We start from the raw sequence: 23801 nt of genomic DNA on the forward strand, positions 1-23801 counted from the left end.
GCCATGCCCGATCTCATCTTCGACGACGTCTCGATCACCTATCAGACCTCGGGACGCCATGACCGCGGGCAGGTGCACGCGGTGCGCCATGTCAGCCTGGACCTGCCGGCCGGCGGCACCCTCGGGGTGGCCGGGGAGTCCGGTTCGGGCAAGTCGACCCTGGCGATGAGCGTGCTGCGGCTGCTGCCCAGGAATGCCACCCTCACCGGATCGGTGCGGATCGGCGACACCGATGTGGCCGACCTGTCCTTCGGCAAGCTGCGGTCGGTGCGCTGGGCGGAGGCCTCGATCATCTTCCAGGGTGCGATGCACTCCCTCAACCCGGTGCACACCGTGGGCCGCCAGATCCTGGAGGCCCTCGAGCTCCACGTCACCGACCGGTGGCCCACCGAGAAGGCGCGCAAGCAGCGGGTCAAGGACCTCATGAAGGTCGTCGACCTGCCCGCCGAGAAGGCCGAGTCCTACCCGCACGAGCTGTCGGGGGGCCAGAAGCAGCGGATCATGATCGCGATGGCGCTGGCCTGCGAACCCGACATCATCGTGGCCGACGAGCCGACCACCGCCCTGGACGTCATCGTCCAGAAGCAGATTCTCGACATGATCAACGAGCTGGTCCACGAGCGGGGCATCTCGCTGATGATGATCAGCCATGACCTGTCGGTGCTGGCCACCGCCTGCTCCCGGATCGCGGTGATGAAGGACGGCGGGCTGGTCGAGGTGGGTCCGGCACAGCAGATCTGCCTGGACCCCAAGCAGCCCTACACCCAGCAGCTGGCCTCGGCCTTCCCGGTGATCGGCGACCCGGCATCGCGGATGCACCCGGTCACCCGCCGGGAGCAGGCCCCCAGGCCGCCCGTCGACGAGCGCCACACGATGACTGACGAGGTGCTGCTGGAGGCCCACGGCCTCAATGTCACCTACCGGGCAGGGCGCACCCCGGTGCACGCTGTCAAGGATGTCGACCTCACCATCCACAACGGCGAGATCCTGGCCCTGGTCGGTCAGTCCGGGTCGGGCAAGTCCACCCTGGCCAGAACCGTGCTGGGCCTCCAGCCCGCCGACGACGGGTCGACCATCCAGTTCCGCGGGGCCGATCTGCCCACCCGCAGCAGGGCGGTCCGCGCCTTCCGCCGGCAGGTCCAGATGGTTCTCCAGGACCCCTCGGCGGCGCTCAACCCCAAGCTCAGCGTCTACGAGTCGGTGGCCGAGGGGCTGCGCGTCCAGCACTTCAGCGGCAGTGAGGAGGAGAGGGTCGCCGAGGCCCTGCAGTCCGCCGAGCTGATCCCCGCAGAACGCTATGTCGGAGCCATCCCCCAGGAGCTGTCCGGCGGTCAGCTCCAGCGGGTGGTGATCGCCGGTGCGCTGGCGATCCACCCGGAGGTGCTGGTCGCCGACGAGCCGGTGGCCTCCCTGGACGCCTCGGTCCGGGGCGAGATCCTGGCCCTGCTGCTGTCGCTGCGCGAACGGCTGGGGCTCAGCGCCCTGGTGATCACCCATGACCTGGGTCTGGCCTGGAACATCGCCGACACCGTCGCGGTGATGTACCAGGGGCGGATCGTCGAGCACGGGCCCGCCGAGGAGGTGCTGCTCCACCCGCAGCACGAGTACACCCGGACCCTGCTGGCGGCCGCCCCGAGCATCCGAGGCAGGGCAGCGGCATGACCTCTCCCACCATCCAGGAGCCGGCTCCGGCGACCCCGGCGACCCCGGCAGACCCGGCGGCCCCGTCAGGCCGTGCGGGCCGGGTGGCCGGGTGGCCCCAGGCCTACCTGGACCGACCGCCGTTGCAGTCCGGAGACGTCGTGCAGCTGGTCGACCCCTCGGGGCCCAGCAGTGCCGAGAGCGTCGAGCGGGCGGTGGGCTACCTGGAGGGCTGGGGGCTCAGCGTCCGGGTGGCGGCCCACATCCTGGCCCGCGACTCCCGGGCCGACTACCTGGCCGGGTCCGACGAGCTGCGCCGGGCCGATCTGGTGGAGGCCTGGACCGACCCGGAGGTCGACGCCGTGGTGTGCGTGCGCGGCGGATACGGGGCGATGAGGCTGCTGGACGGCATCGACTGGGCCCGGATGGCCGCGGCCACCCCTCGTCGTGACGGCCGTCCGAAGCTGCTCACCGGCTCCAGCGACATCACCGCCCTGCACGAGGCCTTCCGGTTCCATCTGGGAGTACCCAGCCTGTTCTGCCCGATGCCGGGGAATGACGTCTTCAGAGACTCCGCGGCGATCCGCCAGGACGTCGGCCGCTGGCTCCTGGAGCCCTGGCGGAACCGCCAGATCGTCGGGCCGCGCGCCGAGGTGCTGGTGCCCGGGAGGGTCTGCGGCAGCTTCCGGGGTGGGAACCTGTCCCTGCTGGCCGCCGGTATCGGGGCTCCCGAGGCCGTCGCCCGGACCGGGGACCAGCCCGAGATCCTCTTCCTGGAGGACATCGAGGAGGACCTCTACCGGCTCGACAATCTCATGATCCAGATGGCTCGCAGTGGTCGGCTGGCGGCCGCCTGCGGGATCGTGCTGGGATCCTGGCACGACTGCGCCCCGCCCGACCAGGTTCGTGCCCTGATGGCCGAGTACCTGACGGGACTGGGGGTGCCGGTGCTGTGGGAGCAGGGCTTCGGCCACGATCCCGAGGCCCTCAGCGTCCCGCTCAATGTCACCGGGGTGCTGGACCTGGCGGTCGGCCGGGAACCGCGACTGAGTGTCGGCCGCCCGCAGCGACCGGGAGCCGGGGACTGAGATGCCCCGCGGTGAGGGACTGGACCGCCAGGACCACCGGCTGCTGGCGCTGCTGGCCTCCGACGGCCGCGCGAAGCTGTCGGCGCTGGCCGAGGCCACCGGGCTGTCGGTCTCGACCGTCCAGACCCGGGTCCGCCGGCTGGAGGAGATCGGCGCGATCACCGGCTACCGCGCCCTGGTCTCCCCGGAGACCCTGGGCTGTCCGCTGGCCGCCATCGTCGAGATCTACGCCGACCCGTCCCTGGACGAGGAGGTGCCCCTGGCGATGGAGAAGATCAGCCAGGTGCAGTCCTGCTGGTCGGTCGCCGGGGACGCCACCCATCTGGTGCTGGTGCGGGTCGGCGACGCCCAGGAGCTGGAGCAGGTGATCAACCAGATCCGCTCGGCGGTGCACACCCGCACCCGGACCACGATGGTGCTGCGCTCCCACTTCGACCGCGTGGTGGCCCCGAAGGTCTAGCCTGCGGACGTCTGGTTGACCGGGGAGGGGGAGTGGCCTCCTCCCCTCGAGGAGAAGGAACTCAATGTCTGTGGTGCTGCCCCCGTTGGACCCCCGGATCACCTGGTCGATCCAGGTTCTGGACGCCACCGCCGAGCCCGGCTCGGCCGCCCCGGTGCTGGCCGAGCACACTCCCACCCAGGTCTGCCGGACCGCCAGTGTCGGCAAGCTCTTCCTGCTGGTGGAGGTCGCCAACCGGCTCCAGGACGGCCGACTGGCCTCCGACCAGAGGATCGAGATCCCTGACGAGCTGAGGGTCGAGGACTCCGGCCTGCTCTACCGGATGAGCGACCAGCGGCTCACCGTCGTCGACGCCGCACTGCTGGTCGGCGCGGTCAGCGACAACCTCGCGACCAATGCGCTGGCCCATCTGGTGGGGATGGACGCCGTCCACGCCGTCGCGCGGGAGCTCGGCTACCAGCACACCCAGATGCTCGACTACATCCGCAACGAGCGGACCCCCGAGGTCCCCTGGACCACATCCTTCGGCTGCGCCGCAGAACTGGCCGATCTGATCCGGCGGCTCGGCGAGGGATCGGCCCCCGAGCACCCCGGCGCCGAGCTGCTGAGCGATCCGGTGCGCTCCCGGGTCCTCACCTGGCTGGCCGCCGACACCGACACCTCGATGCTCGCCGACTCCTTCCTGCTCGACCCGCTGGCCCATGTCGGCCCGGAGTACCAGCAGATGGTGCTGCACCACAAGACCGGCTCCATCGACACCGCCCGGATCGAGGTGGGACATCTCGCCGGGCCGGCCGGCCGGGTCGCCTACGCGGTGGCCGCCAACTGGGCCGACGGCACCGATCTGCGGGCCGCCGCCGTCGACACCATGCGGGCCATCGGCGAGCAGATCCGCCACCATGTCACGGGTCTGGCGCGCGAGGACGCGGGGCTGTCATGAGTATCACCAGGCTGCCCGAGGTCTCGGGTCTGGAGTGGACCCTCATCAGCGGCTCCCGCGCCGAGGCGATGACCGATCTGGGACGCGCCCACGCCGACCAGATCGCCGCCTGGCGAGCGCTGCCCAGCTGGGCCGGGCTGGTGGAGCGCGCCACCGGCCCCAGCCGCCCGGTCTTCGAGGCGGTGGTCGCCTCGACCCGCAGACTGCTGCCCGTCGAGTCCCAGGAGCTGGACTGGCTCGCGGCGGGGGCCGGGGTGCCGGCCGAGGAGCTGTGGGCACTGAACCTGCGGGGCGACCTGGGCCGCGACGGCACCGGCTGCTCGGACCTGTGCGCCGCCGACGGCCAGGGGCTGTGGATGGGCCACAACGAGGACGGCGACCGCGAGCTGGCCCCGCTGGTGAGGCTGGTGAGCCTGCGGATCGACGGGGACCCCGCGATGACGGTGGTGTGGTACCCCGGCATGCTGCCGGCCAACTCCTTCGTCACCACCTCGGCGGGGCTCAGCTTCGGGATGGACCACGTCCCGGTGCGCACTCCTCTCACCGGAGGCGCCGGACGCCACCTGGTGGCCCGTCACGCCCAGCGACAGTCGACCGGTCAGGCCGCCCGCGCGGCCCTGACGGAGGTCCCCTGCGCCGGCGGGTTCGCCTTCGACGTGGCCGACGGGCCCGGCGGGCGGGCCGACATCATCGAGAACGCCGCCGGACGCCAGGCCTGTCAGAGGGCCGGCGCGGGGGCGCTGCGTCACACCAATCACCTGCGGATGGTCGACGGCACCCGGCCCGGCCTGGCGGTGGCACCCGACGACCGGTGGCTGGCCGAGTCCCGCACCCGGGTGGCACGCCTGCGGGCCGTCTCGCCGCGGGTCGGGTCGGCCACCGATGTGCTGGCCGCGCTGCGCAGCGAGGGGGTCCTCAACCGCAGCGAGGGCCTTTACACCTTCGCCACCACGGTGGTCGACCCGGTAGCCGACCGGATCTGGGTCCAGACGCAGGGCCCGGCGTGGTGCGGGGTGCTGAGCGCCTTCGCCACCGGGGAGAGGATCACCGCATGACCATCAGTTGTCGAGACATCCCGCAGAGACTGCGGGAGGTGGCGGGGGTGCGCTGGTCGGCCCGGGCGGTCGACATCGACTCCGGCCAACTGCTCGCCGAACTGGATCCCGACCGCGTCCAGGACACCGCCAGCGTCGGCAAGATCTTCATGCTGCACCGGCTGCTGCACGAGGTGGACGCCGGCCGGCGCAGCCTGGAGGACCGCGTCACCCGGCGTCCGGCGGAGTGGATGGACAACTCCGGGCTGTGGTACCTGCTGCAGCAGAACGACCTGAGCCTCTACGACGTCGCCGCCCTCATCGGAGCGGTCAGCGACAACGCGGCCACCAACACCCTGGTGCGGGTGATCGGGCTGGACGTCGTCCAGCAGCACACCCGGGAGCTGGGGTACCGCGACTCCGGGCTCGACGACTGCGTGCGCTGGCCGATCCCGCCCGGCGCCCCGAGGACCCTGTCCCACGGGACGGCGGCCGAGCTGGTCCGGTTCTGCGCCCGGCTGGCCCGCGGCCAGGACCTGTCGCGCTCCTCGGCCGATGTCCTGCAGCGCTGGCTGGGGGCCGGGATGGATCTGTCGATGGTCGCCTCGGCCTTCGGTCTGGACCCGCTGGCCCACTACTACTTCGACCGCGACATCTGGCTGTGGAACAAGACCGGCACGATCGGCGTGGTGCGCGCCGACATCGGGGTGGTGATGAGTCCCCGGCGCCGGATCGGCTACGCGGTGCTGGCCAACTGGGACCGCTCGGTGCAGATGGGCGAGGGGGTGCGCGACGAGGTGCTCGCCGCGATGGCCGACGTCGGCCGGGCGCTGCGCACCGAGCTGGCCGGCTGAGCCGCCGGGCTCAGCGGCCGGCGTCCCGTCGGGCTGGTGCCGGGGAAGGACGGCGAGGCCCGCCCCGACACGGAGGTCTGACACCACGCGGGAGTCCGAGGAACCGGACACCACACAGACTCTGTGACGGGACGGGGGGATTGTGGTGCGCCTCACGGGCGCGGAGACGCCGAGCCGGTCATGGCGTCCATGACCGGCTCGGCGTGTGGGTCAGATGGCGGCATCTCCACGCTCGCCGGTGCGGATCCGGATGACCTCCTCGATGGGGGTCACCCAGACCTTGCCGTCGCCGATCTCACCGGTCCGGGCTGCGTCGCAGATGGTCTTGGTGATCTCCTCCCAGGCGGTGTCGCTGCTGAGGATCTCGATGCGGACCTTCTCGACGAAGTCGATGGTGAACTCGGCTCCGCGGTAGACCTCGACGTGGCCGCGCTGGCGGGCGTAGCCGCTGGCCTCCGAGATCGTCATTCCGGCGATTCCGACTTGCGCGAGGGCGACCTGGACGTTCTCCAGGGCTGCCTGCTGGACGATGGCTGTGATGAGTTTCATGCCTTCGCTCCCGTCTTGTCGGAGTCTTTGGAGCTGCTGGAGGAGGACGGGACCACGAGGGAGTCGCGGATCCGCATCGAGGTGTAGCGGACGTTGGACAGGTCGTAGCCGGCCTCGGCGTGCTCCACCAGGTCAATGCCGGTGAGCTCCTGCTTGGTGGTGATCCGGATGCCCATGGTCTTCTTGATGGCGTAGGCGATGATGAAACTCACCACGAAGCTGTAGACCATGACGGCCAGGGCGCAGACCAGCTGGATGCCGAGAAGCTTGGCGGAGCCGCTGTAGAACAGTCCGGAGCCGTTGGCCTCCAGGGATCCCTCGTGGCCCAGGGCCATGTAGTTCGGATCGCCGAGGAAGCCGATCAGCACGGTGCCGACGAAGCCGCCGACCATGTGGACGCCGACGACGTCGAGGGAGTCGTCATAGCCGAACCGGTACTTGAGTCCGACGGCCAGGGCGCAGACGATGCCGCAGAGGAAGCCGACGACGATCGCGCCGAGCGGGGAGACCGCGGCACAGGCGGGGGTGATGCCGACCAGGCCGGCGACCATGCCGGAGGCGGCGCCCAGGGTGGTGGGGTGTCCGTCGCGGATCCGCTCCACGAGGATCCAGCCGAGGAAGGCGGTGCCGGCACCCAGCAGGGTGTTGATCCAGGCGTAGCCGGCCACCTCATTGGCGCCCAGCGCCGAACCGGCGTTGAACCCGAACCAGCCGAACCACAGGCCGGTGGCGCCCAGCATCACCATGGTGGTGTTGTGGGGGCGCATCGGCTTGGAACCGAATCCGACGCGCTTGCCCAGCACGATTGCCAGGGCCAGAGCCCCGGCGCCGGCGTTGATGTGGATCGCGGTGCCACCGGCGAAGTCGACGGCGTGCATCTTGTTGAGGATCCAGCCGGTGCCGAACACCCAGTTGGCGGCCGGGAAGTAACAGAGGATCGCCCACAGGGCGCTGAAGACGATCCAGGCGGAGAACTTCATCCGGTCGGCGGCAGCGCCGGCGACCAGGGCGACGGCGATGATGGCGAAGGCAGACTGGAACGCCGCGAAGGCGTACATCGGGATGGTGCCGACCTCCTGGCCGATCACACCGTGCATTCCCATGTACTGGAAGGGGTTGCCGCTGAAGCCCTTGGCATCGCCGAAGGCCATCGAGAATCCGAAGAGGATCCACAGGACGGCGACGGTCGCCATCGGGATCACGGTCATCATGAGCATGTTGAGCACGCCCTTGGCGCGCACCATGCCTCCGTAGAAGAACGCCAGTGCCGGGGTCATCAGGAGCACGAGTGAGGCGCTCGCCAAGACCCAGGCGGTATCACCCGCGCTGATCTCAAGGATAGGTAGTGGTGTCATGCCCCGTATTCTTGAGGCGCTGCGTTGCGGAGCAGTTCAGTCGCTGTTACCGGCGTGTGACAGCTTGGCAGGGCGTGTTACGGACACGCTACAGAGCACGCCGGGACGGACGTTCCGGCCGGCGGCGGGACGCCGTCAGCACCGCCCTTCAGCACCGTCCTTCAGCACCGTCCCTTCGCGGCACCTGCCGGCAGGGCCCTGACCAGGGCGGGAAGCCGCGTGGCCAACTGATCGAGGGCGGCGGTGCCGGCGGCGAAACTCCCGTCCGGGGCCCGTGCCGCCATCGCGACCGCGTAGCTGCGTCCCGAGACGGTCACCAGGCCCACCTGGCGCACCAGATAGTGCCCCGAGGTGTCGGGCCCCCAGCCGCCCTTGAACCGGGCTCCCGGCAGGGTCCCCAACCCCCACCGCTGGTCCTGCTCGATCTGGCCCATCAGCTTCAGCAGGCCGGCGTCGTGCGGCCGGCAGGCGGCGGTGGCCAGGAAGGCGGCCTGGTCGTCGAGACGCCATGAGGTCTGTCCGAGCACCGAGAAGTCCGGCCGGGTGCGCACCCTGGCCGGGACCGTCGTGGTGTCCCCGCGGGCCACCAGCTGGGCCTTCACCGCGGATGCGGCGGCGGCGTCGGTGCCGAGCCGTCGGGTGAGTCGCTCGGCGGCCGCGTTGTCGGAGGAGATGATGGCGGCCCGGACATCGGCGTCCCCGAGGGTGGCGGTGCCGGCGCTGAGCGAGGCCATCACCAGCGGCACCTTGATGGTCGACCAGGCCGCGCCGGCGCCCAGGGTCCCGGAGGTCCACGGCCGGCCGGTGGAGCCTACCGGGGTGATGGACAGGCCCATCGCGGCACCGGTCGAGGTGCTGACCGCGTGCACGGCCGCGCTGGCCGGTGCAGGGGCGGGGGAGGCGGGGCTGCGGGAATCGGCAGGACTATGCGTGGTGGCAGTCTGCTGTGAGTGCGGGCCGGCGGAGGGGCGGGTGGCCAGGGCCGTCGCAGGGCCCCCGGAGGGGTGCCGGGAACCCGACGCCGAGCCGCCTCGGTGGCCGGCCCGGGTCGCTGCCAGGATCGCCGCCGCGGCGATCACCGCGACGACGACTGCCACGACGAGGGTGCGCATGGCGCGCCGGTCCTGTGGGATTCTGGTCGGAGAAGACGGGGGCACCCTTGTATTCTGGATCATCGGGATGACAGAAGGGGGCACTCCACGTGTTCTGCGCGAGGTGTGGAGCCCGATTGGGGGCTCTGGAGACCACCTGTCCGAGGTGCGCCCTCGACCTGCGTCTGGCCGGCGCTGTGCGGCTGACCGACCCGGCTCTGGACGCCCTGGCCCGCCAGGAGTCCCCCGATCTGACCCGTCCTCGGGTGCGTCGCCCCACCCTCCCGGGCACTCCTCACTCCGGCCTGCCGGGTCCGTCGGCTGCGGTGCCCCCGGGACCTCCCGATGAGGCCGTCACCCGGGTGATCCCGGCGTTCGGCGCCCTCGGTGCGGGCGGCTCCGACGATCCGGACGCCACAAGGGTGATGCCGGTGATGCCGGCCCCCGGTCGCGAGCAGGACTCCGAGATGACTCAGGTCATCGGGCAGTCGGCACCCGACGAGGCGCCCCGGCTGCTCAACCCACCCACACCGCATCAGAGCCCGTCGCGACCCTCCTCGCGGGTCGTGCCGCGTCCCCAGGGGCACCACCAGGAGGGCAGCCTGCCCTCCACCTGGTTCCGCGACCCTCAGGCCGAGTACGCCCAGGCGGTCCGAGCTCCCGGTGAGTCTCCGGCGCCGGTCTTCAACGCGCCACCTGCTCCTCGGCCGGCACCCGAGCCGCCGAGCCTCCACCACGGCCCGGAGCTGAGCGAGAACAGACGGCTGGTCCCGCTGCTGGTGATCATTCTGCTGGTCGCGTTGGCAGTGCTGGCCGGTCTCGTCTGGTGGGTGTTCAGCGGATTCACCTCCAAGGCCGTCGAACCGCTGCCGCCGACGGGAACGGTCTCCGCCCCGGCGGTGCCCGGAGCGGCCTGAGCCGGGCCGACCCACTGGTCGGCCACCGATCCCCTCAGCGGGTTCGACTCAGAGGCGCTGGATCCCGCGCAGGACTCCGGTCCGGGAGGGGTCGAGAACCCCGTCCCAGGGCCAGTCGAGGGAGATCTCGGTGAGGGTCGCCGGCGGGTACCAGCGGGCGATCTCCTCGGACCGGACCGGATCCTCCGACGACAGCTCGGCCGCCAGCGCCGGAACGGTCGGCGCGTGGCCGACCACCAGCAGGGTGGACACCTCCTCGCCGACCTCCGAGATCCGCTGCCTCATGGTGTCCACCCCGCAGGAGTAGAGGGCCCGCATCACCTCCACCGGGCAGCTCAGTCCGGTGGCCTCGAAGGTCTCGCGGGTGCGCAGGGCCGAGGAGCACAGCGTCAGGTCGACCCCGCGCAGCTCGAGCGATCGGCCCACCTCGGCGGCCTGTCGGCGTCCCACCGCGGTGAGCGGACGCTGGGAGTCGCCGGACCCGGTGACCGGACTGTGCGCGGGCTGAGCATGTCGCAGCAGGAACAGTGTGTGCACCCGGCCATCCTGTCACGGGGCCGTTGCGCCCCCGGGGACAACAGCAGCCGGAGAAGCAGCAGCCGGGACACCAGCACCCGGAGCAGCAGCGACCCGGTGGCGGCTCGTTACGATGAGGCCATGCCGCTGACCGATCTGTCGCTGGAGCAGTCGCGAGACTTCCGCCCCGAGATCCCCGAGCCCGAGGACTTCGAGTCCTTCTGGGGGACCACCCTGGACCAGCACGAGAGGCTCCCCCTCAACACCTCGCTGACCCCCTTCGACAACCGTCAGCGGGTCGTCGACACCTGGGATCTCAGATTCGACGGATACCTGGGGACGCCGGTGTCGGCCTGGCTGCACGCACCGGCCGGGGCCACCGGTCCGCTGCCCGTCGTCGTCCAGTACAAGGGGTACAGCTCCTCGCGCCGGGTGCCCTTCGCGACCCCCTTCGCGGCGGCCGGCTATGCGCACATCGTCGTCGACCCGCGCGGCCAGGGCTGGGCCCACCCGACCGTCGTCGACACCGCCCCCGACGACGGCCCCTGGGGAGGCGGGTCCGGAGCCCCCGGATTCATGACCCCCCATCTCGACGATCCGGCGAACCACTACTTCCGGCGCCTCTACGTCGACGCCTTCCGGGCCCTTCAGGTGGCCCGATCGCTGGACCTCGTCGACCCCACCAGGGTGGCCCTGGTCGGCCACTCGCAGGGTGGCGCCCAGGTCGCCGCGGTGGCCGGGCTGGCCGCGATGGCCGGTATCCCGGTGAGTGTGGCGTGCGTCGACTCGCCCTTTCTGTCGTGCATCCGCCGGTCGGTGGACCTGGCCGCCTCGGGGCCCTACCTGGAGGTGGTCTGCTGGCTGCGGACCCACCCCTACCTGGTGTCGCGGGCCTTCCAGACCCTCAACCACTTCGACATCGTGCACTTCGCCCGCAGGGCCAGCACCCCGGCGCTGTTCTCGGTCGCGATGATGGACGCCACCTGCCCGCCGTCGACGGCCTGGGCCGCCTACAACGCGTGGGCCGGTGCGGCCGGCGGGGTGACCAAGGACATCACGGTGTACCCCTTCGCCGAGCACCCCGCCGGCGAGGAGGTCCAGACCTGGAACCAGCTGGGGCTGCTGGACCAGATCCTGCGGTAGCCCTGTCCGGTAGCCGGTAGCTGTACCGCGGGGTGGGACGTCAGTCCACCGGCCGGACGGCCACCACCAGGTCGCGCTGGATGGAGGAGTCCACCCGGTGCGAGAAGTGGGACCACTGGGGGCCGGTGAGCGGGGTCAGCCCGGCCTCGGCGAGGATCGACTCCAGATCCTCCCGGGACAGTCCGTGGGTGTTCCACGACATGCCCAGAGCCCCACCCTTGCGCAGCTGGGAGGCCCAGACCGGGACGGCCTCGGCGAGCAGGCCGGCGGGGGAGCGGTGGGCGCCGGAGCCGGTGTGGGCCCCGTGCACGACGCCGTAGGGGGCGTCGGTGACGATCGCGTCGAAGGTCTTGCGCCCCCACAGCTCCGCCGAGTCGCGGGTGTCGCCGGGCAGCGCGGCCATGGTGAGCGGTTCGACGCCGGGAAGTCTCAGTTCGGCGTCGAACCGCTTGCCCAGGGAGCGTCCCTCGCGGCGCAGCTTGGAGACCCGGGTGGTGTGCTTGAGCCGCTTGCGGCGCAGCCAGGTCGACAGGTGGGCGGCCATCGCCTCGAGGGCCTTGGCGTCGTCGTCGATGCCGAAGGCGTCGTGACCCTCCAGCCAGCAGGTCGACAGGGTGGTGCCCCGTCCGCACATCGGGTCGAGGATCGCCAGTCGCTGTCCGTCGTCGCGGCGTCGGGCCGGGCCGGCCTCCAGACCGGCCAGGGTGACGTTGAGCAGCAGCCGGGTGAACTGCTCATTGGTCTTGCCCTGGTACTTCGGGATGGTGACCAGGTCGTCGTCGACCAGGTCGGTGCGGGGCAGCGCCACCGGGCGCAGCAGATCTCCCTCGACGAGGTAGCAGGCCATCGTCGCCGATGCCCGCGAGATCGTCGCCAGCTGCGGGCCCTCCAGGGGGTCGACGTCGGCCGCCAGGTAGTCCACCCCGGCCAGCTGTGTGGGGGCGACCGTGCCGATCCCGGGGCAGATGAGGGTCAGCTCGGCCGATGACAGTTCGGGGGACTGGCCCGCGTAGACGTGGTTGGCCGAGGGGGCGAGAAGGATGAGACAACGTGGCACCGCCACATTCTGGCACGCACCCGTGCGCCGGGGATCCGAGCGGGGTCAGCGAGCCCCGGCGCAGGAGGAGGGAGTCGCCTCCCCCTCTGCGTCATTCCAGCCCTCTCCGTCATTCCAGCTGAGTCATCAGTCCGAGTCGGTCCGGCTCAGGCGAGGTTCACCTGGTGGTGCTCGTAGGGGGTGCCCTTGGCGCGGTCGAAGGAGCTGTCGATCTCCGCCTCAGCGAGCAGCCGGCCGGTCCAGGTGGCGCCCTCGACGGACTTGCCGGGCTCCAGGTCCTTGTAGACCGTGAAGAAGTGCTCGATCTCCATCAGGGTGAGGTTGCCGACGTCGTCGATGTCGCGCAGGTAGTCGCGGCGGTGATCGGCGGTGGCCACGCAGAGCACCTTGTCGTCACCGCCCATCTCGTCCTGCATCTGGAACATCGCGATGGCCCGGCACTCGATGAGGCATCCGGGGAAGGTCGGCTCCTGGAGCAGCACCATCGCGTCCAGCGGGTCGCCGTCCTCGCCGAGGGTTCCCTCGATGTACCCGTAGTCGTAGGGGTACTGGGTGGAGGTGAACAGGGTGCGGTCCAGACGGATGCGACCGGTCTCATGATCCATCTCGTACTTGTTCTTCGTTCCCCGTGGAATCTCGATCGTCACGTCGAAGGTCATACCCTCGGGCTTCTGGGTGGGGAAGAAGTTCTGAAAGTCGTCGGTCACTGTTGACCCTCTCTTGTGCTGGACGCTCGGATGGCGGAAACTGTATCCCCAGTGATGAGGAGGAGGCCGGGTGGCGAAGCATCGTTGGCGGTTGTCTCAGTCTGCGCGTTTTCTCATTCTCACACTTGTGCTAGCAGTTCTAGCAGGTGCCAGCGCAATCTGGGGGAAACCCGTGATGACAGCCGTCGGCCTGATGCGCCCCGCCTCGGCCTCCGCACTGCCCTCCGGTCTGTACTCGCCGACCCCTGATGCGGGCGGTCCCGGAGGCAACGGAGTGGTGGGCGCGGCGACCCCGCAGCCCAACTCGAGTGTGCCGGCGGATCCCGCCCGGGTGGCCGCCCGGATCGCCGCGATCAAGCCGGCCCCCAGTGGAACCCTCGGCGGAGTCGCGGTGGACCTCAGCAGCGGCACCACTCTGTACTCGCGCGATCCCGGGGCGATGCTGATCCCCGCCTCCAACCTCAAGGTGCTCACCGGTATCGCCCTGTTGGACGCCGTCGACGCCGGCACCCGGTTCACCACCAAGGTGGTCCGCTCGGGCGGGAGTTCCTCGCCTGCTGCCGCCGCATCCGGCTCGACCCCGGCATCCGGGGGGACGCCGGTCGCCCTCACCCTGGTCGGGGGCGGCGACCCCTACCTCCAGTCGGTCCCCTCCACGGCCTACCCCGAGTTCGCCTCGACGCTGAATCTGGCCCGTTCCACCGCCGCAGCCCTCAAGAAGCAGGGGGTCTCCTCGGTGACCCTCGGCTACGACGCGTCGCTGTTCTCCGGTCCGAACTGGAACCCGGGCTGGAGCGCCAGCTACGCCGACCAGGTGACCCACATCAGTGCGCTGTGGGTCGACGAGGGGATGCCGGGCGGGTCCGGCGCCCGCTCGACCACTCCCGCCCTGCAGGCCGCCCAGGTGTTCGCCGGCCAGCTGCGGGCGGCAGGCATCACCGTCTCCGGGACGCCGGCCGCCACCAAGGCCGCCAGCGGCGACAGCACGGTGGCGGCCGTCCAGTCGGCCACCGCCGAGGACCTGCTCAAGAGGGCCCTGCTGTCCTCCGACAATGCCGCCACCGAGGTGCTGAGCCACCAGATGGCGATCGCCACCGGCAAGCCCGCCACCTTCGCCGGGGCCGCCGCGGCCCTCCAGCAGCACCTCACCCGGATGGGCGCCTGGGGGTCCGGCGCCGTCATCCAGGACGGCTGCGGACTGTCGCGAGGGAACCGGGTGAGCGCCACCATGCTGGAGCGGGCCTGGCGCTACGCCCTGCGCACCTCGCGGACCGAACCGATTGCCGACCTGGTTCCGGTGGCCGGGGTCTCGGGCTCCCTGTCGGCCCGCTTCCAGAGCCCGGGCGAGGTGGCCGGACGAGGACTCGTGCACGCCAAGACCGGCAGCCTCACCGGCGTCTCGGCGCTGTCGGGATGGGTGCGCACCGCCGACGGCAGGGTGGTCGTCGCGGCGCTCATCCTCAACAACTCCGCCGACCCGACCGCGGCCCACACCTGGCTGGACTCCGCCTGGTCGGCACTGGCCTCCTGCGGCTGCACGCCGTGACCCGGGCCCGACTGCGGTCGCACGCGGTGACGGTGACCCGGCTGCCGGCGGCGGGCTGATCGCGTGGCACGACAGGAACTCGGCCCGCACAGTCTGCGGGTCGCCCAGCGGGTCGCCGAGATGCTCGACGGCGTCGAGGCGGCGGTGGTGGGGTGCTCCGGAGGGCCGGACTCACTGGCCCTGGCGCTGGGCGCCGACTGGGCGGGCCGGCGCACCGGAACCCGGATCACCGCGGTGATCGTCGACCACCGGCTGCAGTCCGGATCCGACCGGGTCGCCGCCGAGACCGCCGAGCTGCTCGCCTGGCGCGGGATCGACGCGGTGATCCGGCAGGTCGACGTGCGCGACACCGGGGAGGGCCCCGAGTCCGCCGCCAGATCGGCCCGCCGGGCCGCTCTGCTGGAGGTCGCCCAGGGGCGCCCGGTGCTGCTGGGCCACACCCTCGACGACCAGGCCGAGACGGTGCTGCTCGGTCTGGCCCGCGGATCGGGGGTCACCAGCCTGGCCGGCATCAGACCCCGGGCCGGATCCTTCTGGCACCCGCTGCTGGAGATCCGCCGCACCACCACGGTGGCCGCCTGCCGGGAGTGGGGAGTCCGTCCCTGGCACGACCCGCAGAACGCCGACCCGGTCTTCCGGCGCAGCCTGGTCCGCCGCTCGACGCTTCCGGTGCTGGAGCAGGATCTGGGCCCCGGGGTCGCCGAGGCGCTGGCCCGCACCGCCGTCCTGATGCAGGGGGAGGACGCCGTGATGGCCGATCTGGCAGACGCCTGGCTGGCCCGGCACGCCGTCCTGCCGCAGGACCTCGCCGGGGACCAGTCGCTCCCGGCCCTGCCACTACCGACTCTGCCGCTGCCGGACCTGGTGCGCGAGCCCCGCGGCCTGGCCCGCCGGGTGGTGAAGGCCTGGCTGCAGCGGGCCGGGGTGGAGAGCTCCTTCGTCCATGTCGAGGCGGTGCTCGACCTCCAGCACGCCAGGGGAGGGGCCGGCGTCGACCTGCCCGGAGCCCGCGTCACCCGGCGCGGACGGCGTCTGGAACTGAACCGGGGAGACGAGAACTCGAGCTGAGACCGGCCCTGGAGGCCGGGCCGGCGGACCGGGACGCCGCACGACTCCGGTACCGGTAGGCTTCGCTGCGTGCGAGCTGCTGATCTGCCAGACGATCTTGAACGCGTCCTCTACTCCCAGGAAGAGGTGGCCCATCGCATCGACGAGGTGGCCGCCGTCATCGACAAGGACTACGCCGGACGCGACCCGCTGCTGGTGGGTGTGCTCAACGGCGCGGTGATGACCATGGCCGACCTGTGCCGGGCCATGAAGATCCACTGCCAGATGGACTGGATGGCGGTGTCCTCCTACGGCGCCGGGACCCGGTCCAGCGGCGTGGTGCGGATCCTCAAGGACCTCACCACCGACATCGAGGACCGCGACGTGCTGATCGTCGAGGACATCATCGACACCGGCCTGACGCTGTCCTACCTCGTCCAGAACCTGCGCACCCGCAACCCGCGCAGCCTGGAGATCATGGCGATGTTCCGCAAGCCTGAGGCGATCTCGGCTCCCGTCGACGTCAAGTACATCGGCTACGACATCCCCAACGAGTTCGTCGTCGGTTTCGGGCTCGACTACGCCGGGCGCTACCGCAACCTCACCGACGTCGCGACCCTCGCCGAGCACGTCTACAAGTGATCGCGACCGGCCGGGGGGAGTCGGTATCCGCTGGTATGGTCTGAAGCTGTCCCTCCACACCCCGGCACTAGGCAGTACATGAAAAACGCGAAGAGCATGTTCCGCGGTCCTCTGGTATGGATCGTGATTGCGATCATCGCCATCATCACGGTGCTCAATCTCACGAGTTCGATGACCGGGGCGAAGGACATCCCGACCTCCCAGGCGATCACGATGATCAACGGGAGTCAGAAGCTCAAAGAGGTCGATCTCACCGACGGCGACCAGATCATCAAGATCACCGACGCCAATGGCGACCAGTTCAAGTCCAACTGGATCGGACAGCAGAGCAACCAGATCATCACCCAGCTGGACAAGCGGGTGGACGCCGGAACTCTGGAGCGCTGGAACGGGACGAATCCGGGAGTCAGCGTCTGGAAGTCCCTGCTGGTGAACTTCCTGCCCTTCCTGGTGCTCGGCATTCTGTTCTTCTGGATGCTCAGTTCGGCCCAGGGCATGGGCGGACGCGGCGGGGTGATGAACTTCGGGAAGTCCAAGGCCAGCGTCGGCACCAAGGACACCCCCAAGACCACCTTCAAGGACGTCGCCGGCGTCCAGGAGGCCATTGACGAACTCCAGGAGATCAGGGAGTTCCTCGCCGAGCCCGCGAAGTTCCAGCGGGTCGGCGCCAAGATTCCCAAGGGCGTCCTGCTCTACGGTCCTCCCGGTACCGGCAAGACGCTGCTGGCCCGCGCCGTGGCCGGCGAGGCCGGGGTGCCATTCTTCTCCATCTCCGGTTCCGACTTCGTCGAGATGTTCGTCGGCGTCGGCGCCTCCCGGGTCCGCGACCTGTTCGAGCAGGCCAAGGAGGCCGCCCCGGCCATCATCTTCATCGATGAGATCGACGCCGTCGGCCGCCACCGCGGTGCCGGCATGGGCGGCGGCCATGACGAGCGCGAGCAGACCCTGAACCAGCTGCTGGTCGAGATGGACGGGTTCGACGTGCACGGCGGGGTCATCCTGATCGCCGCCACCAACCGTCCCGACGTGCTTGACCCGGCCCTGCTGCGGCCCGGCCGTTTCGACCGCCAGATCGCGGTGGAGGCCCCCGACATGGAGGGCCGCGTCAAGATCCTCAAGGTGCACTCCGAGGGCAAGCCGATGGCCGACGACGTCGACCTGGAGAGCATCGCCCGACGCACCCCCGGGATGACCGGCGCCGATCTGGCCAATGTGCTCAACGAGGCGGCCCTGCTGACCGCCCGCAACAACCTCGCGGTGATCGGCAATGCCGAGCTGGACGAGGCCATCGACCGGGTGATCGCCGGTCCGCAGAAGAAGACCAGGATCATGGACGAGCACGACCGCCTGGTCACCGCCTACCATGAGGGCGGACACGCCCTGGTGGCCGCGGCGATGCCCGGTACCGATCCGGTCCAGAAGATCACGATCCTGCCGCGCGGACGCGCCCTCGGCTACACGATGGTGATGCCCGACTCCGACAAGTACTCCCAGACCCGCGGCGAGCTGCTGGACCAGATGGCCTACATGATGGGTGGGCGTGCGGCCGAGGAGCTGATCTTCCACGATCCCTCGACCGGTGCCTCCAATGACATCGAGAAGGCCACCCAGGTGGCCCGCGCGATGGTCACCCAGTACGGCCTGTCGGCCCGGGTCGGTACCGTCCAGCTGGGTTCGGGAGACTCCGAGCCCTTCCTCGGGATGACCGCCGGCCAGCAGCGCGACTACTCCGAGGCCACCGCCTCGGTGGTCGACGAGGAGGTCCGCGGCCTGCTGGAGAATGCCCACCAGGAGGCCTTCGACTGCCTCATCGCCAACCGTCCGGTGCTCGACGAGCTGGTCCGCCAGCTGTTCGTCAAGGAGACCCTGAACAAGGCCGAGGTCGCCGAGATCTTCACCAAGCTCACGATGTGGCCCCAGCGCGGCGCCTTCACCGGCTCCGACAAGCGGATTCCCTCCACCGTCCCGCCGATCACCCCGGTGGCACCGGCCGCGAAGGTCGGCGCCGCCGCCCAGCCCGCCCAGATCGGCGCCTCGGGGTCCGGTGCCGGACAGGCCGCAGCGCCCAGCGACAACAACAACGGTCAGGGCGGCCAGGGTGGTCAGGGTTGGCAGCCGCCGGCCAACTGGGCTCCCCCGGGTTGGGAGTCGGGCCAGTCGGCGCCCTCTCAGTCGGCACCTTCTGATTCCTCTGCTCAGCCGGGTCAGTCTGACCCGTCGCACCAGGCCGGTCCCTCCGCCCAGCCGGGTCAGCCCGGCGAGTCGGGACAGGGCAGCCAGCCTGGACAGTCCGGCGAGTCGGCGCAGGGCGACGACGGATCGTTCCCGCACAGCCCGTGGGCGCCGCGCTGAGTGCGGCACCTTTCCCCGGGCGCTCCTAGGATCGTGGCGTGAGCATCGATTCTGAGCACTCCATGGTGGGTCAGGCCCTTCCGCACAGCGGGCCCTCGAGCACAGGTTTCGTCGACAAGCCGCGGGCCGCGGCCGCGGTCCGCGAGTTCCTCGCGGCGATCGGTGAGGACCCGGACCGCGAGGACCTCCTGGAGACGCCGATGCGGGTGGCCAAGGCCGCCGAGGAACTGTTCGCCGGGATGCACACCGATCCGGCGGAGGTGCTCTCCAAGACCTTCGACATCTCCCACGACGAGCTGGTCCTGGTCCGCGACATCGAGGTGCAGTCCTTCTGCGAGCACCACCTGCTGCCCTTCGTCGGGGTGGCCCATGTCGGCTACATCCCCTCCAAGGACGGCCGGGTCACCGGGCTGAGCAAGCTCGGCCGGCTGGTCGACTGCTACGCCAAGCGGCCCCAGGTCCAGGAGCGCCTCACCACCCAGGTGGCCGACGCCCTGGTGCGGTACATCGGCGCCCGCGGCGTGATCGTGGTGGTGGAGTGCGAGCACATGTGCATGACGATGCGGGGGGTCCGCAAGCCAGGGTCCCGCACGGTGACCTCCGCGGTGCGCGGCATCCTGCGCGATCCGGCCACCAGGGCCGAGGCGATGGGGCTCATCACCAACGGGTGACCCGCGCCGGGTTTCCCGGATGGAGCCGCGAGTCGGCATGATGAACCCGTGATTGACGTCGATCCCCGAGACAGCGCGCCGCACCCGGCGCGAACCCTCGTGATGGGTGTGGTCAACGTCACCCCCGACTCCTTCTCGGACGGCGGGATGTGGCTGGACCCCGACGATGCCATCAGCCATGCCCGCGGTCTGGTCGACCAGGGGGCCGACATCGTCGACATCGGCGGGGAGTCGACCCGTCCCGGGGTGGCCCGGACCCCGCAGGCCGAGGAGCTGCGCCGGGTGGTGCCGATCGTCTCCGCGCTGGCCGACTCCGGGGCGGTGATCTCGGTCGACACCATGCGGGCCGAGGTGGCCCGGGCGGCCATCGGTGCGGGAGCGCAGATCATCAACGACGTCTCGGGCGGTCTGGCCGACCGCGGGATCCTCCCGGTGGTGGCCGACGCCGACGTCGACTATGTCGTGATGCACTGGCGCGGTCCCTCGGCGACGATGCAGAGCGTCGAGCTGACCCACTACGACAATCTGGTGGGCGACGTCGTGGCGGAACTGTCCGAGCGGGTGGCGGACGCCGAACGGGCCGGCGTCGCGCGCAGCCGGATCATCGTCGATCCGGGAATCGGATTCTCCAAGAACGGACGGCAGAACTGGCGGCTGCTGCAGGCGATCGACACCGTCCAGGAGGCCTTCGCCGATCTGCGGCTGCTGTGGGGGGTCTCCCGCAAGGGGTTCCTCGGCGGCCTGCTGCACGACCCGGATCCCCGGCCGCCGCTGGGCCGCGACGCCGCCACCCAGGCACTGACCTGCTGGTGCGCAGCCCACCACGCCTGGGCGGTGCGCACCCACGAGGTTCGCGGGAACCGGGACGCCTGCGAGGTCTTCGCCCGGCTGCGGGTCTCGGAGGGGGCCTGAGGCCCGGCCCCCCGGGGAGGGGACGACACCGGCGACCCCGGTGGTGCTCGGGGGCACGGTAGCCTCGCAGCATGGACACTCGCGACGACATCGGGCACATCCGCCTGAGCGGGATCACGGCGATCGGCCACCACGGGGTGCTGGACTCCGAGAAGCAGAACGGCCAGCCCTTCGTCGTCGACGTCGACCTGTCCGTACCCCTGGAGACTCGTTCCGACCAGCTGAGCGACACCGTCAACTACGCTGTGCTCGCCCAGGGAGTGGTCGAGGAGATCCAGGGAGAGCCGGTGGATCTCATCGAGACCCTCGCCGGCCGGATCGCCGACCGGTGCCTTGCCGCCGCCGGCACGACGCCGTCGGTCGGGCAGGCCGTCGAGGTGACGGTCCACAAGCCTCATGCTCCCGTCGGTGTGACACTGAGCGACGTCGCGATAGTCATCAGGAGGAATCGGACATGTCAATGACGAGGGACACCGAACCCAGGATCGACGTGGAAACCCTGGGAACCATGCGGGCGCTTCGAACCGTGGTGTTCAGCCTGGGCGCCAATCTCGGCGACACCATCGACACCCTTCAGGGGGCCGTCGACCTCATCTGCGAGACGCCGGGGGCAATGCCGGTGGGGGTCTCGCCGGTGTATCTCACCACCCCGGTCGGCAAGGCCGATCAGCCCGACTTCCACAATCTGGTGCTGGTCGTCGAGTCCACCCTGGAGCCTCGGACCCTGTTGGAGCGCGGCCTGGCCATCGAGGACGGCTACGGACGCGAGCGCCTCGAGGTGAACGGTCCGCGGGTCATCGACGTCGACCTCATCCAGGTCGGTCACCAGCGCATCGACGAGCCCGATCTCAAGCTTCCCCATCCGCGCGCCTTCGAGCGCGCCTTCGTGCTGGTCCCCTGGGCCGACGTCGAGCCCGACGCCGAGCTCGAGGGCCGTGGCCCGATCGCCGACCTGCTCTCCGGCATGGACACCTCCGGGGTGCGCAAGGTCGGCCAGGAGGTCACGCTGTCGTGACGCGGTCGTTGCCGCCCCTGGAGGATCCGCCCGAGCCCGAGCCCAGCGGGGATCTGCGTCCCACCGACCGACGTGCCGTCGTGGTCGCCGCCCTGTGCGGGGCGGTGGTCGGCTGGTTCGTGCTCAGCGTCTTCTTCCTCACCGAGGCGATGGTGCCGATCCTGCCGTGGTCCCTGCCGGTGATCCTGGCCGTGGTCGCCATCGGGGTGTGGATCGATGCCCGGGTGCTGAGCAGGAAGGTCCACGACCCGCACCGGGAGGTCTCGCCGACCGAGGGGCTGGTGAGCCTGGCCCTGGGCAAGTCCGTGGTGCTCACCGGGGCGGCCCTGGCGGGGGCGTGCATCGTCTACATCATCACCTTCGTGCGCCAGGTGGCCATCCCCTATCCGCGCCAGAGGGTGATCACCGGAAGCGTCACCGCGGTGGTCTGCGTCCTGCTGGGACTGGCCGGATGGGTGCTGGAGAGGGCCTGCCGGGTGCCTCCGGACGGTGAGGACCGTCACCTCGAGGGTGCAGATCCGGGCCGTGCGGGCGGCGACAGTCAGCCGGCACACTGAGAACAGCCGAAGAGAATCCGAAAAATCGGGGTTCGCTGGGCGACGTGTCGGGCGTTTGGGGACGGACAGTAGTGAAATGTCCCGGCACATCTTGTTAGGATTGCCACCGTGAGTGGCGCACAGGGGAAACGAATCAGCAAACCGTCCAGTGATCGTCGCGGGGTTCTCGCGATGTTGATAGTCTGCACGGTCCTTGCCGTGGCCTGTGCAGTGATCCCCTCCATCTGGGCCGCCCGAGCCGGGGTCCTGGTGGCCCTGGTGATGGCCTGGGTGTCGGTGCTGATGGCATGGCGCGAGATGGAGAGCATCCGCACCGCTCACCTCGCCGAGCTCAAGGCGGTTCGCCAGGCCTCGGTCAAGGAGGAGCAGCGCCACCACAAGGAGTCGATGGACATGATCGACACCTTCGCCAACCGGGTGGGCATCCTCTCCAAGTCCCTGTCCGACACTCGCGGAAAGCTCGATCGCGCCGAGAATGAGCTGTCCACCCTGCGCGGCGACAAGGCAGCCCTTCAGTACAAGGTGGCCGCCGGGAACAAGAAGGTCAACGCCCTGGAGTCGCGGGTCGCCGAGCTCGAGACCGAGCTGGCCGGCATTCTTGCCGACGCCGAGGCTGGTCGCGTCGTCGACCTGCCGGGCCGCACCCTCGCCGACGCCGGTGTGCCGAGCGCGGGAGAGATCTGGGAGACCGGATCGGTTCCCACCGTCGTCGACATGTCTCGCGTCGACTTCCCCGGCGATGATCAGGTGGAGCGCAAGCACGCCTGACCCCCACAGATCACTCGAGAAGGGCTCCCCGGCCACCGGCCGGGGAGCCCTTCTCCTGTTCGGGTCTGGATCCCTTGACCGGTGTTCTGACAGGGGCGCACCAGTGACAACGCCAACGGCGCCGCGCCGCACGCAGACGCTCCCGGGTGGCTTTCCTCATTCACAGCAGGCCGTGGTATCGGAAGCCTGAAATTTGGCCACAGCATGGAAACGGTGGGATGATCCCTGCCGGGCTCTGCGGAGTTCGTGATTCGCGTATCTGAACTGGTGATACCCGGACAGCCTGAGCGAGGGCTGTGATGCCGTCGCAGAATCGGAGATGGGCTGGTTCAGCGCTTTGAGCCGGCATCTTCGGGTGTACCCTCCGCTGTTAGCGTTTTAGGGTCTTCTCCTGGCAAGTGAACACAATCGGTGAATTATTTCTGTAATCGGCTTGAAAACTGGACCCCTTAATCCTTAACATTGCATCAGATCGGTCGGGAGGGGGAACCAGGGCCCGATCGTGTTGGTCAGAACTTTGGAAGGAACACCATGGCACAGAGGGTTCGTGTTGACCTTGTCGACGATATCGATGGCACTCCCGCCGACGAATCAGTCGCTTTTGCTGTCGATGGCGTGAACTACGTCATCGATCTTTCGGCTGCAAACGCGCAGAAGCTGCGTGACAGCCTCGCGGTGTGGATCGGAGCGGCCCGCCGTACCGGTGGTCGTCGCAGCCGTGGGCACCGCCCCTCCGGCGGCCCGACCGCCAACGAGATCCGTCAGTGGGCCCAGAGCGAGGGCCTGGAGGTCTCGGCCCGTGGCCGGGTCTCCAATGAGGTGCGCGCCGCCTACGAGAAGGCTCACCTGTGATCCGACGGTCCTGAACGACCTGTGCTGCGCCGGCGACCCGACAGGGTCGCCGGCGCAGCTGCGTCCCCCCACGCCGGTCCCGCGCCG

General features: G+C 70.1%; 25 protein-coding genes. 19 read left to right on the top strand and 6 right to left on the bottom strand.

Annotation, left to right across the window (positions count from 1 at the left end):
- Positions 1-3: 3 nt before the first annotated feature.
- The 6 genes from FEZ32_RS06540 to FEZ32_RS06565 all read left to right on the top strand — a co-directional run bounded on the left by FEZ32_RS06540 (position 4) and on the right by FEZ32_RS06565 (position 6017).
- Positions 4-1662, top strand: a complete 1659-nt coding sequence (locus FEZ32_RS06540) for an ATP-binding cassette domain-containing protein (RefSeq protein ID WP_138680258.1) — start codon at positions 4-6, stop codon at positions 1660-1662.
- Positions 1659-2729: a S66 peptidase family protein gene (locus FEZ32_RS06545; RefSeq protein ID WP_138680259.1), complete on the top strand. Its 1071-nt coding sequence runs from the start codon at positions 1659-1661 to the stop codon at positions 2727-2729. Before FEZ32_RS06540 ends, FEZ32_RS06545 begins: the two co-directional genes overlap by 4 nt.
- A 1-nt stretch (position 2730) precedes the next feature.
- The gene (locus FEZ32_RS06550; protein WP_127822634.1) at positions 2731-3189 is read left to right on the top strand and encodes an Lrp/AsnC family transcriptional regulator; all 459 of its coding nucleotides are present in this window, start codon (positions 2731-2733) and stop codon (positions 3187-3189) included.
- Between the two features lie 64 nt (positions 3190-3253).
- Positions 3254-4129, top strand: coding sequence for a serine hydrolase (locus FEZ32_RS06555; protein WP_138680260.1), 876 nt, complete (start codon positions 3254-3256; stop codon positions 4127-4129).
- Complete coding sequence (locus FEZ32_RS06560; RefSeq protein WP_138680261.1) at positions 4126-5184, top strand: C45 family autoproteolytic acyltransferase/hydrolase; 1059 nt, start codon at positions 4126-4128, stop codon at positions 5182-5184. Before FEZ32_RS06555 ends, FEZ32_RS06560 begins: the two co-directional genes overlap by 4 nt.
- Positions 5181-6017 carry a serine hydrolase gene (locus FEZ32_RS06565; protein ID WP_028702193.1) on the top strand — a complete coding sequence of 279 codons (837 nt, stop codon included), beginning with the start codon at positions 5181-5183 and terminating at the stop codon, positions 6015-6017. The genes FEZ32_RS06560 and FEZ32_RS06565 overlap by 4 nt, the downstream gene beginning before the upstream one ends.
- Before the next feature lie 210 nt (positions 6018-6227).
- Here FEZ32_RS06565 and FEZ32_RS06570 read toward each other — a convergent pair whose 3' ends face one another.
- The 3 genes from FEZ32_RS06570 to FEZ32_RS06580 form a co-directional block, all read right to left on the bottom strand.
- On the bottom strand, positions 6228-6566 hold the full coding sequence (locus FEZ32_RS06570; protein ID WP_028702192.1) for a P-II family nitrogen regulator: 339 nt from the start codon (positions 6564-6566) through the stop codon (positions 6228-6230).
- Positions 6563-7870: an ammonium transporter gene (locus FEZ32_RS06575; RefSeq protein WP_338028410.1), complete on the bottom strand. Its 1308-nt coding sequence runs from the start codon at positions 7868-7870 to the stop codon at positions 6563-6565. The genes FEZ32_RS06570 and FEZ32_RS06575 overlap by 4 nt, the downstream gene beginning before the upstream one ends.
- A gap of 212 nt (positions 7871-8082) precedes the next feature.
- Positions 8083-9033: a serine hydrolase gene (locus FEZ32_RS06580; protein ID WP_138680262.1), complete on the bottom strand. Its 951-nt coding sequence runs from the start codon at positions 9031-9033 to the stop codon at positions 8083-8085.
- A 116-nt stretch (positions 9034-9149) separates the two neighbouring features.
- Here FEZ32_RS06580 and FEZ32_RS06585 point away from each other — a divergent pair, with 116 nt between their 5' ends.
- Entirely contained in the window at positions 9150-9929 is a 780-nt protein-coding gene (locus FEZ32_RS06585; protein WP_097798289.1) for a hypothetical protein, read from the top strand.
- Positions 9930-9977: 48 nt separating this feature from the next.
- Here the strand turns inward: FEZ32_RS06585 and FEZ32_RS06590 are convergent, their stop codons facing one another.
- On the bottom strand, positions 9978-10466 hold the full coding sequence (locus tag FEZ32_RS06590) for a SixA phosphatase family protein (protein WP_138680263.1): 489 nt from the start codon (positions 10464-10466) through the stop codon (positions 9978-9980).
- A 120-nt stretch (positions 10467-10586) separates the two neighbouring features.
- Between FEZ32_RS06590 and FEZ32_RS06595 the strand changes: the two genes are divergently transcribed.
- Entirely contained in the window at positions 10587-11588 is a 1002-nt protein-coding gene (locus tag FEZ32_RS06595; protein WP_138680264.1) for an acetylxylan esterase, read from the top strand.
- A 40-nt stretch (positions 11589-11628) separates the two neighbouring features.
- On the opposite strand, the gene FEZ32_RS06600 is transcribed toward FEZ32_RS06595, so the two are convergent.
- Both FEZ32_RS06600 and FEZ32_RS06605 read right to left on the bottom strand, forming a co-directional pair.
- Positions 11629-12645, bottom strand: coding sequence for a TRM11 family SAM-dependent methyltransferase (locus FEZ32_RS06600; RefSeq protein ID WP_138680265.1), 1017 nt, complete (start codon positions 12643-12645; stop codon positions 11629-11631).
- Positions 12646-12791: 146 nt separating this feature from the next.
- Entirely contained in the window at positions 12792-13352 is a 561-nt protein-coding gene (locus tag FEZ32_RS06605) for an inorganic diphosphatase (protein ID WP_097798292.1), read from the bottom strand.
- A 175-nt stretch (positions 13353-13527) separates the two neighbouring features.
- Here FEZ32_RS06605 and dacB point away from each other — a divergent pair, with 175 nt between their 5' ends.
- The 11 genes from dacB to FEZ32_RS06660 all read left to right on the top strand — a co-directional run bounded on the left by dacB (position 13528) and on the right by FEZ32_RS06660 (position 23714).
- Positions 13528-14898 (top strand): D-alanyl-D-alanine carboxypeptidase/D-alanyl-D-alanine endopeptidase, encoded by a 1371-nt coding sequence (dacB, locus tag FEZ32_RS06610; protein WP_244937818.1) that lies wholly within the window; start codon positions 13528-13530, stop codon positions 14896-14898.
- A 63-nt stretch (positions 14899-14961) separates the two neighbouring features.
- Entirely contained in the window at positions 14962-15966 is a 1005-nt protein-coding gene (gene tilS / locus FEZ32_RS06615) for a tRNA lysidine(34) synthetase TilS (RefSeq protein WP_138680267.1), read from the top strand.
- Between the two features lie 69 nt (positions 15967-16035).
- Positions 16036-16587, top strand: a complete 552-nt coding sequence (gene hpt / locus FEZ32_RS06620; RefSeq protein WP_097827229.1) for a hypoxanthine phosphoribosyltransferase — start codon at positions 16036-16038, stop codon at positions 16585-16587.
- Between the two features lie 78 nt (positions 16588-16665).
- On the top strand, positions 16666-18939 hold the full coding sequence (gene ftsH / locus FEZ32_RS06625) for an ATP-dependent zinc metalloprotease FtsH (protein ID WP_138680268.1): 2274 nt from the start codon (positions 16666-16668) through the stop codon (positions 18937-18939).
- 62 nt (positions 18940-19001) lie between these two features.
- Positions 19002-19610: a GTP cyclohydrolase I FolE gene (gene folE / locus FEZ32_RS06630; protein WP_036980618.1), complete on the top strand. Its 609-nt coding sequence runs from the start codon at positions 19002-19004 to the stop codon at positions 19608-19610.
- Between the two features lie 102 nt (positions 19611-19712).
- Positions 19713-20522: a dihydropteroate synthase gene (gene folP, locus FEZ32_RS06635; protein WP_414973661.1), complete on the top strand. Its 810-nt coding sequence runs from the start codon at positions 19713-19715 to the stop codon at positions 20520-20522.
- A 71-nt stretch (positions 20523-20593) separates the two neighbouring features.
- The gene (folB, locus tag FEZ32_RS06640) at positions 20594-20986 is read left to right on the top strand and encodes a dihydroneopterin aldolase (protein ID WP_028702180.1); all 393 of its coding nucleotides are present in this window, start codon (positions 20594-20596) and stop codon (positions 20984-20986) included.
- Positions 20977-21537, top strand: coding sequence for a 2-amino-4-hydroxy-6-hydroxymethyldihydropteridine diphosphokinase (gene folK, locus FEZ32_RS06645; RefSeq protein WP_028702179.1), 561 nt, complete (start codon positions 20977-20979; stop codon positions 21535-21537). The genes folB and folK overlap by 10 nt, the downstream gene beginning before the upstream one ends.
- Positions 21534-22094, top strand: coding sequence for a DUF3180 domain-containing protein (locus FEZ32_RS06650; protein ID WP_138680269.1), 561 nt, complete (start codon positions 21534-21536; stop codon positions 22092-22094). The genes folK and FEZ32_RS06650 overlap by 4 nt, the downstream gene beginning before the upstream one ends.
- Before the next feature lie 171 nt (positions 22095-22265).
- The gene (locus tag FEZ32_RS06655) at positions 22266-22862 is read left to right on the top strand and encodes a cell division topological specificity factor MinE (protein WP_236082604.1); all 597 of its coding nucleotides are present in this window, start codon (positions 22266-22268) and stop codon (positions 22860-22862) included.
- A gap of 531 nt (positions 22863-23393) precedes the next feature.
- Positions 23394-23714 carry a histone-like nucleoid-structuring protein Lsr2 gene (locus FEZ32_RS06660; RefSeq protein ID WP_138680270.1) on the top strand — a complete coding sequence of 107 codons (321 nt, stop codon included), beginning with the start codon at positions 23394-23396 and terminating at the stop codon, positions 23712-23714.
- Positions 23715-23801 lie beyond the last annotated feature (87 nt).

This window comes from Acidipropionibacterium jensenii (genome assembly GCF_005890135.1).
Taxonomy (GTDB): Bacteria; Actinomycetota; Actinomycetes; order Propionibacteriales; family Propionibacteriaceae; genus Acidipropionibacterium; species Acidipropionibacterium jensenii.

What these genes read in the sequence shown, in the direction of transcription:
- FEZ32_RS06570 (WP_028702192.1), bottom strand. Translation starts at nt 6,566, where the DNA reads ATGAAACTCATCACAGCCATCGTCCAGCAGGCAGCCCTGGAGAACGTC.
- FEZ32_RS06545 (WP_138680259.1), top strand. Translation starts at nt 1,659, where the DNA reads ATGACCTCTCCCACCATCCAGGAGCCGGCTCCGGCGACCCCGGCGACC.
- FEZ32_RS06655 (WP_236082604.1), top strand. Translation starts at nt 22,266, where the DNA reads ATGTTGATAGTCTGCACGGTCCTTGCCGTGGCCTGTGCAGTGATCCCC.
- dacB (WP_244937818.1), top strand. Translation starts at nt 13,528, where the DNA reads ATGACAGCCGTCGGCCTGATGCGCCCCGCCTCGGCCTCCGCACTGCCC.
- FEZ32_RS06560 (WP_138680261.1), top strand. Translation starts at nt 4,126, where the DNA reads ATGAGTATCACCAGGCTGCCCGAGGTCTCGGGTCTGGAGTGGACCCTC.
- FEZ32_RS06595 (WP_138680264.1), top strand. Translation starts at nt 10,587, where the DNA reads ATGCCGCTGACCGATCTGTCGCTGGAGCAGTCGCGAGACTTCCGCCCC.
- FEZ32_RS06660 (WP_138680270.1), top strand. Translation starts at nt 23,394, where the DNA reads ATGGCACAGAGGGTTCGTGTTGACCTTGTCGACGATATCGATGGCACT.
- folB (WP_028702180.1), top strand. Translation starts at nt 20,594, where the DNA reads ATGGACACTCGCGACGACATCGGGCACATCCGCCTGAGCGGGATCACG.
- ftsH (WP_138680268.1), top strand. Translation starts at nt 16,666, where the DNA reads ATGAAAAACGCGAAGAGCATGTTCCGCGGTCCTCTGGTATGGATCGTG.
- FEZ32_RS06580 (WP_138680262.1), bottom strand. Translation starts at nt 9,033, where the DNA reads ATGCGCACCCTCGTCGTGGCAGTCGTCGTCGCGGTGATCGCCGCGGCG.
- FEZ32_RS06540 (WP_138680258.1), top strand. Translation starts at nt 4, where the DNA reads ATGCCCGATCTCATCTTCGACGACGTCTCGATCACCTATCAGACCTCG.
- FEZ32_RS06550 (WP_127822634.1), top strand. Translation starts at nt 2,731, where the DNA reads ATGCCCCGCGGTGAGGGACTGGACCGCCAGGACCACCGGCTGCTGGCG.
- folE (WP_036980618.1), top strand. Translation starts at nt 19,002, where the DNA reads ATGGTGGGTCAGGCCCTTCCGCACAGCGGGCCCTCGAGCACAGGTTTC.
- FEZ32_RS06555 (WP_138680260.1), top strand. Translation starts at nt 3,254, where the DNA reads ATGTCTGTGGTGCTGCCCCCGTTGGACCCCCGGATCACCTGGTCGATC.
- folP (WP_414973661.1), top strand. Translation starts at nt 19,713, where the DNA reads ATGGGTGTGGTCAACGTCACCCCCGACTCCTTCTCGGACGGCGGGATG.
- FEZ32_RS06565 (WP_028702193.1), top strand. Translation starts at nt 5,181, where the DNA reads ATGACCATCAGTTGTCGAGACATCCCGCAGAGACTGCGGGAGGTGGCG.
- folK (WP_028702179.1), top strand. Translation starts at nt 20,977, where the DNA reads ATGTCAATGACGAGGGACACCGAACCCAGGATCGACGTGGAAACCCTG.